11 protein-coding genes are annotated in these 9,091 nt (G+C 44.9%); 10 read left to right on the top strand and 1 reads right to left on the bottom strand.

Going from position 1 to position 9,091, the window contains the following annotated elements; all coding sequences use genetic code 11:
- Window positions 1-136 precede the first annotated feature (136 nt).
- The gene (locus tag AB4209_RS02035; RefSeq protein WP_017067204.1) at window positions 137-718 is read right to left on the bottom strand and encodes a nucleoside triphosphate pyrophosphatase; all 582 of its coding nucleotides are present in this window, start codon (window positions 716-718) and stop codon (window positions 137-139) included.
- Between the two features lie 149 nt (window positions 719-867).
- Between AB4209_RS02035 and yceD the strand changes: the two genes are divergently transcribed.
- The 10 genes from yceD (at window position 868) to mltG (ending at window position 9,090) form a co-directional block, all read left to right on the top strand.
- The gene (gene yceD / locus AB4209_RS02030; protein ID WP_017062153.1) at window positions 868-1,395 is read left to right on the top strand and encodes a 23S rRNA accumulation protein YceD; all 528 of its coding nucleotides are present in this window, start codon (window positions 868-870) and stop codon (window positions 1,393-1,395) included.
- A gap of 35 nt (window positions 1,396-1,430) precedes the next feature.
- On the top strand, window positions 1,431-1,601 hold the full coding sequence (gene rpmF / locus AB4209_RS02025) for a 50S ribosomal protein L32 (RefSeq protein WP_004737376.1): 171 nt from the start codon (window positions 1,431-1,433) through the stop codon (window positions 1,599-1,601).
- Between the two features lie 9 nt (window positions 1,602-1,610).
- Window positions 1,611-2,636, top strand: a complete 1,026-nt coding sequence (gene plsX / locus AB4209_RS02020) for a phosphate acyltransferase PlsX (RefSeq protein WP_017062152.1) — start codon at window positions 1,611-1,613, stop codon at window positions 2,634-2,636.
- Between the two features lie 5 nt (window positions 2,637-2,641).
- The gene (locus AB4209_RS02015; protein ID WP_010437276.1) at window positions 2,642-3,592 is read left to right on the top strand and encodes a beta-ketoacyl-ACP synthase III; all 951 of its coding nucleotides are present in this window, start codon (window positions 2,642-2,644) and stop codon (window positions 3,590-3,592) included.
- An 80-nt stretch (window positions 3,593-3,672) separates the two neighbouring features.
- A complete protein-coding gene (gene fabD / locus AB4209_RS02010; RefSeq protein ID WP_017063479.1) occupies window positions 3,673-4,596 on the top strand; it encodes an ACP S-malonyltransferase in 924 nt (307 codons plus the stop codon).
- A gap of 25 nt (window positions 4,597-4,621) precedes the next feature.
- A complete protein-coding gene (gene fabG, locus AB4209_RS02005; RefSeq protein WP_029235138.1) occupies window positions 4,622-5,356 on the top strand; it encodes a 3-oxoacyl-ACP reductase FabG in 735 nt (244 codons plus the stop codon).
- A 166-nt stretch (window positions 5,357-5,522) separates the two neighbouring features.
- Entirely contained in the window at window positions 5,523-5,756 is a 234-nt protein-coding gene (gene acpP / locus AB4209_RS02000) for an acyl carrier protein (protein ID WP_004737381.1), read from the top strand.
- A gap of 93 nt (window positions 5,757-5,849) precedes the next feature.
- On the top strand, window positions 5,850-7,094 hold the full coding sequence (fabF, locus tag AB4209_RS01995) for a beta-ketoacyl-ACP synthase II (RefSeq protein WP_010437291.1): 1,245 nt from the start codon (window positions 5,850-5,852) through the stop codon (window positions 7,092-7,094).
- Between the two features lie 104 nt (window positions 7,095-7,198).
- Window positions 7,199-8,077, top strand: a complete 879-nt coding sequence (pabC, locus tag AB4209_RS01990; protein ID WP_065583975.1) for an aminodeoxychorismate lyase — start codon at window positions 7,199-7,201, stop codon at window positions 8,075-8,077.
- A complete protein-coding gene (mltG, locus tag AB4209_RS01985; RefSeq protein WP_372054648.1) occupies window positions 8,074-9,090 on the top strand; it encodes an endolytic transglycosylase MltG in 1,017 nt (338 codons plus the stop codon). Before pabC ends, mltG begins: the two co-directional genes overlap by 4 nt.
- The last annotated feature ends 1 nt before the right edge of the window (window position 9,091 follow it).

The raw sequence follows: 9,091 nt of genomic DNA, 5'->3' as shown, positions 1-9,091 counted from the left end.
TCCTCGCTCTTGAGGATGACGACTTTTTAAAATCACGCTCTATATCATTAGTTGGTTAGATAAAATTGCGTGTTCCGCCATTCCCTAGACTGACGAAGGAAGGAGTAGGGAATCTCTAACAAAGAGAGAGTATCCGTTATAGTACACCCATTCCTTGCGCTTCTAACATATCGACTAGATCGATCAGCGGTAAGCCGATCAAAGTATTTGGGTCTTTCCCTTCCATCTGTTTAAACAACGCGATGCCTAACCCTTCACACATAAAGCTACCTGCGCAGTAATAAGGCTGCTCTTTCTCAACATAACTAATGATCTGTTGCTTAGTTAAATCGCGGAAATGCACTACAAAGGTGTCGAGACGCGTGTCAGCTTCATTGGTTTCGTTGTTCCAAACCGAAAGCCCAGTATAAAAAGTAATGCTCTTGCCGCTTTGACGAGATAACTGCTCGATCGCTTTTTCTCGAGTGTGAGGCTTACCAATGATCTCTCCATCAATTACGCAAACCTGATCAGAACCAATGACTAAGCTAGGTTGCTCCACAACACAAGACTTAGCTTTGGTCTCAGCAAGACGCATCACTAACTGTTGTGGTGTCTCTTCTGGAAGCGGCGTTTCATCGCAGTCTGGCTTGGCTGTAATGAAGCTTAACTGTAGTTTTTTGAGGATCTCTTGCCTAAATGGTGATGTAGAGGCTAAAACTAGTTGGTAATTTCTCATTTTAATTTACAATTCAAGGAAGCATTTATCTCAGGATAACGTAACTTGTCCTGCTATTCATAATGCTCTGAATAGGAAAGGCAGGAAAGTACATTTTTTTTGCCATTTCCTTTGACTAAACACGATTTGGAAGATAAGATTCGCGCCCTATGCAAAAGGAAAAAATACCGCGTACAGTTGATCCGGCAAGAACGGCTCAAAAACGACTCGATATGGATGGTATCATCCAGGTCAGTCTTTTGAAGCGTTTAACTGAAGCAACTGAAGGCGTAAAACGTGACGCGCAAGTCTCAATGTCATTTGGGCTTGATGAACAACGATTAGTCGTTATCTCTGGTAAAGCTAACGTCGAAGTCGATTTAGAGTGTCAACGTTGTAATGAGGTTTTCGCACATGAGTGCGATGTCCAATTTACTTATACTCCTGTTTACAGTGAGAAAAGTGAAGAGGAAGCACCGGAAGAGTACGATTTGGTAGATCTGAACGAGTACGGTGAGTTAGACCTGATTCAATTAGTTGAAGACGAGTTCATCCTTGGATTGCCACAAATAGCAATGCACGACGATGCGAAATGTAGCGTTAACTCAAATAACTTGGTGTTTGGTGAACTTCCTGAAGAAATTGAGGAAGACAAAAAGCCGAATCCATTTGATGTTTTAAAAAGCTTAAAGAAGTAATTGCTTCTTTAAGAATTTACATAGGAGTAGGGTCAATGGCCGTACAAAAGAGCAAGAAATCACGTTCAATGCGTGGCATGCGTCGTTCACACGATGCGCTAACTACAGCTGCACTTTCTGTAGACGCAACTTCAGGTGAAACTCACCTACGTCACAACGTGACTGCCGAAGGTTTCTACCGCGGCAAAAAGGTTATCAACAAGTAAGGTTGACCTTTGCAAAATCTAACCGTTGCGCTTGATGCAATGGGCGGGGACTTCGGTCCTCGTGTAACAGTGCCTGCCGCCGTGCAGGCACTGTCGTATTTCCCAGAGCTAAAAGTCATTCTAATAGGTGATCGAAACGCGATCACATCTCAATTATCTTCATTAGGTCGAATGCCTGATTCTCGTTTGAGTATCCAGCATTGTGATCGAGTCATTTCCAATTCTGAAAAACCTTCACTAGCCTTACGTAATAGTCAGGGTAGCTCTATGCGTGCCGCTATCGATCTGGTTGCCGAATCACAGGCTGATGCTTGTGTGAGTGGTGGTAACACTGGCGCATTGATGGCTTTATCCCGTTTCAGACTCAAGCTTCTTCCCGGTATTGATAGGCCTGCATTGGTTTCAGCTTTGCCTACTGCATCCGGAAATCGCACATGGATGCTTGATTTAGGGGCGAACGTTTCTAGTGACGCAGATTCACTGTTTCAGTTTGCTGTCATGGGCAGTGCATTAGCAGAACAACATTTAGGTCGCGCACCACGTGTCGCTATCTTGAATATCGGTGCAGAAGAAATTAAAGGCAATGACCTTGTAAAACGATGCGCTGAAATGTTGTCTAATACTCAGTCTGTGAACTTCATAGGCTATATTGAAGGTAATCAATTACTTCAAGATGCTGCTGATGTCGTCGTATGTGATGGTTTTGTGGGCAATGTTTGCTTAAAAACGTGCGAAGGTACGGCTCAGCTCTTTATTGATAAGCTAAAAACGCGCATGATGGCTTCAACAATAAAGGGTTGGATAGCCAGAATGCTGTTTTCTGAGCTATTTACTGAATTAAAAACCTTGAACCCCGACCAGTATAACGGCGCAAGTTTGTTAGGATTGCGCGGCATTGTCATTAAAAGTCATGGAAGTGCTGATGTGTCTGCAGTCGTCAACGCGATTGGTGAAGCAGTACACGAGGTCAAACGACAAGTCCCCAGCCGCATTAGCGATCGTTTGGAAGCGGTTTTACTCGAGAGGCATTATTAGTCTTCATGTATAGCAAAATTTTAGGTACTGGCAGCTACTTGCCATCTCAGGTGCGTACTAACGCAGACTTAGAGAAAATGGTAGAGACTAGCGATGAGTGGATCGTTGCTAGAACGGGTATTAAAGAGCGTCGTATTTCAGCGGAAAACGAAACCGTTGCTGATATGGCGTTTTACGCTGCTGAAAATGCCATTGAAATGGCAGGTATCGACAAAGAAGATATTGATTTAATCATCGTTGCGACAACCAGCAGTAGCCACACATTCCCGTCTTCGGCATGTCAGGTACAAGGCAAGCTTGGTATCAAAGGCTGCCCTGCGTTTGATTTGGCTGCAGCGTGTTCTGGTTTTGTCTACGCACTGTCTGTTGCTGATCAACACATCAAGACTGGCATGTGTAAGAACGTTTTGGTAATTGGTGCTGATGCACTGTCAAAAACCTGTGATCCGACTGACCGCTCTACTATCATCCTATTTGGTGATGCAGCAGGCGCGGTGGTTGTAGGCGCAAGCGAAGAGCCAGGTATTTTGTCTACTCATATTTACTCTGATGGTAAATACGGTGAGCTTCTAAGCCTAGAAGTACCAGAGCGCGGCGGTGATGCAGACAAATGGCTGCACATGGCGGGCAACGAAGTATTTAAAGTGGCGGTAACTCAGCTTTCTAAGCTAGTTAAAGACACCTTAGCGGCGAACAATATGGATAAGTCAGAGCTTGATTGGTTAGTTCCACACCAAGCGAACTACCGTATTATCTCGGCAACCGCTAAAAAGCTGACGATGTCGCTTGATCAAGTAGTGATTACTCTTGATAAGCACGGCAACACGTCAGCAGCTACCGTACCAACGGCCCTTGATGAGGCTGTTCGCGACGGGCGAATTAAACGTGGTCAAACGCTTCTACTTGAAGCATTTGGCGGCGGCTTCACTTGGGGTTCTGCGTTAGTTAAATTCTAACCCCAAGCGATAATCAACAAACAAGGCACATAACTTATGTGCCTTATTCAATTTTTTGCTTTGCTTAAAGGAAAATTACAATGAGCAAATTTGCTATCGTATTCCCAGGCCAAGGCTCTCAAGCTATCGGTATGCTTGCTGACCTAGGCGAACAGTATGATGTTGTTAAAAAGACATTTGCTGAAGCTTCAGAAGCACTTGGTTACGATCTATGGGCATTGGTTCAAGATGGTCCTGTAGAAAATCTAAATGAAACTTTTCGCACTCAACCGGCTCTATTAACAGCGTCTGTTGCAATTTGGCGTGTATGGCAAGAGCTTGGCCTAGAGCAACCTGTAAATCTAGCAGGTCACAGCCTAGGTGAATATTCTGCTCTTGTATGTGCCGGCGTTATCGACTTTAAAGAAGCGATCAAGCTGGTTGAACTACGTGGTCAACTGATGCAAGAAGCGGTTCCTGCAGGTGTTGGTGCAATGTACGCAATCATCGGTCTAGACGATGAAGCGATTGCTAAAGCGTGTGAAGAAGCTGCGCAAGACGAAGTTGTGTCTCCAGTTAACTTTAACTCTCCTGGCCAAGTTGTTATCGCGGGTAACAAAGCGGCAGTAGAGCGTGCTGGTGCACTTTGTAAAGAAGCGGGCGCTAAGCGTGCACTTCCGCTACCTGTTTCTGTGCCGTCTCACTGTGCACTGATGAAGCCAGCAGCAGACAAGCTAGCGGTGGCTCTAGAAGCTCTAGAGTTCAACACGCCAGCATTGCCTGTTATCAATAACGTTGATGTTATCGCTGAAACAGATCCTGCAAAAATTAAAGACGCACTTGTTCGTCAGCTGTACAGCCCAGTTCGTTGGACTGAAGGCGTACAAGCGATGAATGAGCAAGGCGTTGAGAAGCTACTTGAATTAGGCCCTGGTAAAGTTCTTACTGGTCTAACAAAACGAATCGTAAAAACTATGACAGCTGCTGCAGTTAATGACACTGCATCACTAGAAGCTGCTAAGTAAATAACCACTTAATAGAGAAGTTATGATGAATTTAGAAGGCAAAGTTGCACTAGTTACAGGCGCAAGCCGTGGCATCGGTCGTGCAATCGCTGAACTTTTAGTTGAGCGTGGTGCTAAAGTTATCGGTACTGCGACATCTGAAGGCGGCGCAGCTGCAATCAGCGAGTACCTTGGTGAGAACGGTAAAGGTCTTGCTCTTAATGTAACGGATACTGACTCAATTGCTGCTACACTGAAAACCATCAACGATGAATTCGGTGCGATTGACATTCTAGTTAACAACGCAGGTATCACTCGTGATAACCTACTGATGCGTATGAAAGACGACGAATGGAATGACATCATCGATACTAACCTAACGCCTATCTTCCGCATGTCTAAAGCTGTATTGCGTGGCATGATGAAGAAACGTCAAGGCCGTATCGTAAACGTTGGTTCTGTAGTAGGTACTATGGGTAACGCTGGTCAAGCTAACTACGCAGCTGCAAAAGCAGGCGTAATTGGTTTTACTAAATCAATGGCTCGTGAAGTTGCGTCTCGTGGCGTTACAGTGAACACTGTAGCTCCTGGTTTCATCGAAACTGACATGACTAAAGCGCTAAATGATGACCAACGTGCAGCAACTTTGGCGAATGTACCAGCAGGTCGACTAGGTGACCCTCGCGAAATCGCTGAAGCTGTGGTATTTTTGGCGTCACCTGCGGCAGCTTATATCACAGGTGAAACACTTCACGTCAATGGCGGTATGTACATGGTGTAAATTATGTGCAACATTTGTGCATGATTTAAGTCAAGATCATACGTAATTTCGGTTAAAATCGTGAAAATTGTGGTTTGACCAGAAAAGTTGACCTTGCAACTTTCAATAGATTGAATAAACTACGGAAAACATCGCATAAAGCGAACTCTGTAAAGGAAAAGAAAAAATGAGCAACCTCGAAGAACGCGTAAAGAAAATCATTGTTGAACAGCTAGGTGTAGACGAAGCTGAAGTTAAAAACGAAGCTTCTTTCGTTGATGACCTAGGTGCAGATTCTCTAGACACAGTAGAGCTAGTAATGGCTCTAGAAGAAGAATTCGACACTGAAATCCCAGATGAAGAAGCTGAGAAAATTACTACTGTTCAAGCAGCTATCGATTACGTAACTAGCGCTCAGTAATAATCTCTCCCAGGCGGTCACCTCGACCGCCTGTGTTTTATCTAACTCATCTATCCTCATCTTAAATCACCTCAATCCCCGGAGTGTAAAATCGTGTCCAAGCGTCGTGTAGTTGTCACTGGCATGGGTATGTTGTCACCGGTAGGCAACACTGTAGAATCTTCTTGGAAAGCCCTGCTAGCTGGTCAAAGTGGTATCGTTAATATCGATCATTTTGATGCAACCAATTTCTCAACTCGTTTTGCAGGTCTAGTTAAAGACTTTAACTGCGAAGAGTATATGACTAAAAAAGATGCTCGTAAGATGGACTTGTTCATCCAGTACGGCGTCGCAGCAGGTATTCAAGCTTTAGATGATTCAGCCCTAACTATTACTGAAGAAAACGCTCCACGTGTGGGTGTTGCTATCGGTTCTGGTATTGGTGGTCTTGGTTTGATCGAAGCCGGTCACCAAGCTCTAACTGAAAAAGGCCCTCGTAAGATCAGCCCGTTCTTCGTACCGTCGACGATCGTGAATATGATTGCTGGTCACATGTCTATCATGCGTGGCCTACGCGGTCCAAACATCGCGATTTCTACTGCATGTACGACTGGCCTACATAACATTGGTCACGCGGCTCGTATGATTGCATACGGCGATGCAGACGCAATGCTAGCGGGTGGTGCTGAAAAAGCATCAACTCCACTAGGTATGGGCGGTTTTGGTGCGGCTAAAGCACTTTCTACTCGTAACGATGAGCCTCAAAAAGCTTCTCGTCCATGGGACAAAGGCCGTGATGGCTTCGTTCTTGGCGACGGTGCAGGCATGATGGTTCTTGAAGAGTACGAACATGCGAAAGCTCGTGGCGCTAAGATTTACTGTGAGCTAGTTGGCTTCGGTATGTCGGGTGACGCTTACCACATGACATCTCCAAGTGAAGATGGCTCAGGTGGCGCACTAGCAATGGAAGCGGCTATGCGTGATGCTGGCATTACTGGTGAACAAATCGGTTATGTAAACGCACACGGTACTTCGACTCCTGCAGGTGACGTAGCGGAAGTTAAGGGCATCAAGCGTGCTCTTGGCGAAGCAGGCAGCAAGCAAGTATTGGTTTCTTCTACGAAATCAATGACAGGCCACCTTCTAGGTGCTGCTGGTTCTGCTGAAGCTATCATCACGGCTATGTCTTTGGTTGACCAAATTGTTCCACCAACAATCAACCTAGATGATCCTGAAGAAGGCTTAGATATTGACTTAGTACCTCACACTGCGCGTGAAGTTAGCAACATGGAATATGCTGCATGTAACTCATTCGGTTTCGGTGGTACAAACGGCTGTTTGATCTTCAAAAAGATTTAATCATCTTATTAAAGACGTAAACACTCGTAGATAGTCACAATTAGACTTGTTTTTAAACGGCTTGATGCTTTAGCATTGAGCCGTTTCTTTTTATGGGGAAAAACATGTTTTGGGTTGATGGAGAAAGCCAGCAAACTATCGATATTTTGGATCGCTCGTTTCAGTACGGAGACGGCTGTTTTACGACAATGCTCGTGAGTGATGGTGAGATACAACATCTTCACGATCATCAGCACCGTGTCGACGAGTGCCTTAAAGCACTACGCATTTCTGCTCTTGATTGGGATGTTGTTAGTCTTTGGCTCGATACTGCGCTTCAACACATCCAACATAACGCTCTTCATGGCACAAAGAGCCTTGATGGTTCAAAGAAGCTCCATAACGCCAACAAGCCTCATAATCAAAAAGCAGGGATCAAGCTGCACGTTAGTCGTGGAGCGGGTGGGCGTGGCTACAGTACCAAGAATATCGCCAAGCCGACAATCACCATCAGTACCTTTGATTACCCAAGCCATTATTCAGCGTGGCAAGACTCCGGTGTTGAACTCGGTATCTGCCATCAAGCGCTAGGTTTGAGCCCACTACTGGCTGGCCATAAGCACAATAATCGCCTTGAGCAGATTTTGATGAAAGATGAAATGGATCAAGCTAATGAAGTGGATGGTGTGGTTCTTGATATATCGGGCAATGTGATTGAAACCACCATGGCCAATCTGTTCTGGCGCAAAGGTCAGTCGATATACACACCTCAACTCACTCAAAGTGGTGTCGCGGGGGTTATGCGTAAGCAAGTGTTAACCGCGCTGAATCAGGCTGAACTTTCCGTTACAATTAGTGACTACTGCTTATCTCAACTCATGCAAGCTGATGAGGTTTTCATGACAAACTCCATTTTAGGGGTTGCCCCAGTTACCCGTATTAGTGATACCCAATTTAACATTGGAACCGTTACTCGTAGCCTTCAAGGACAACTAAACTCGTGATCAAAAAGTTATTTATTTTTATTATCTTGTGCTTAATTGCAGCCGGTGCTGCTGGTTTTTATGTTTACAACCAAGCGCAAGATAACCTGAAACAAGTTATTCAATTAGAAAAACCACAAGTCGTGACTGTTGCTTCAGGTAGCAGCTTTAACCGCGTTCTAGCCCAGTTGATTAACGAGGGGCTGTTTGAGGCTTCTCCTTACGAGAAATTAATCCGTAAGTTACATCCTGAGCTTGTAGACGTAAAAGCGGGTACTTTCCTGCTTGAACCGGGTTTAACCTTAGAGCAAGCGCTACAGGTGCTTGTAGAAGGGAAAGAACACCAGTTTACTATTACCTTTGTTGAAGGCAGTCGTTTTGACGAATGGCTTGTTCAGCTAAAAGACAGCGAATTCATTCAACAGACATTGGATGGCGTTTCTGAAAAAGAGATCGCTGAAAAGTTGGGTATTGAAAACGAAAAGCTAGAAGGTCTCTTCTTAGCAGAAACGTATCACTACACCTACGGCACCACTGATTTAGATATGTTGAAGCGCGCGCATCGAGACCTAATGAGCGTGGTGAATGAAGAGTGGGAAAATCGAGCGGATAAGCTGCCTCTTAAATCGCCATACGAAGCGTTAATTCTTGCATCTATCATTGAGAAAGAGACCGCTGTTGCGTCAGAACGTGAGCGTGTTTCTTCTGTGTTTGTTAACCGTCTAAACAAGCGTATGCGTTTGCAAACTGACCCAACGGTTATCTATGGCATGGGTGACAGCTACGATGGCAACATCCGTAAGAAAGACTTACGCACGCCAACGCCTTACAACACCTATACAATGAGTGGCTTGCCACCGACACCTATCGCTATGGCAGGCAAAGCGTCTATCAACGCGGCGTTGAATCCAGAGAAGAGCAACTACTTGTATTTCGTTGCGAGTGGAACAGGTGGTCACGTATTTTCAAAGAGTTTGACTGAGCATAACCGTGCAGTGCGAGCTTACTTAAAGCAATTAAGAAAAAACAGATAAA

The organism is Vibrio sp. 10N.286.48.C11, assembly GCF_041469805.1.
In the GTDB taxonomy this organism is placed as follows: domain Bacteria; phylum Pseudomonadota; class Gammaproteobacteria; order Enterobacterales; family Vibrionaceae; genus Vibrio; species Vibrio crassostreae_C.
Note: the sequence above shows the minus strand (reverse complement) of the source record. Positions and strands in the feature narration are given on the sequence as shown.

Coding starts and splice junctions, on each gene's coding strand:
- AB4209_RS02035 (WP_017067204.1), bottom strand. CDS start 718: ATGAGAAATTACCAACTAGTTTTAGCCTCTACATCACCATTTAGGCAA.
- yceD (WP_017062153.1), top strand. CDS start 868: ATGCAAAAGGAAAAAATACCGCGTACAGTTGATCCGGCAAGAACGGCT.
- rpmF (WP_004737376.1), top strand. CDS start 1,431: ATGGCCGTACAAAAGAGCAAGAAATCACGTTCAATGCGTGGCATGCGT.
- AB4209_RS02015 (WP_010437276.1), top strand. CDS start 2,642: ATGTATAGCAAAATTTTAGGTACTGGCAGCTACTTGCCATCTCAGGTG.
- fabD (WP_017063479.1), top strand. CDS start 3,673: ATGAGCAAATTTGCTATCGTATTCCCAGGCCAAGGCTCTCAAGCTATC.
- fabG (WP_029235138.1), top strand. CDS start 4,622: ATGAATTTAGAAGGCAAAGTTGCACTAGTTACAGGCGCAAGCCGTGGC.
- acpP (WP_004737381.1), top strand. CDS start 5,523: ATGAGCAACCTCGAAGAACGCGTAAAGAAAATCATTGTTGAACAGCTA.
- pabC (WP_065583975.1), top strand. CDS start 7,199: ATGTTTTGGGTTGATGGAGAAAGCCAGCAAACTATCGATATTTTGGAT.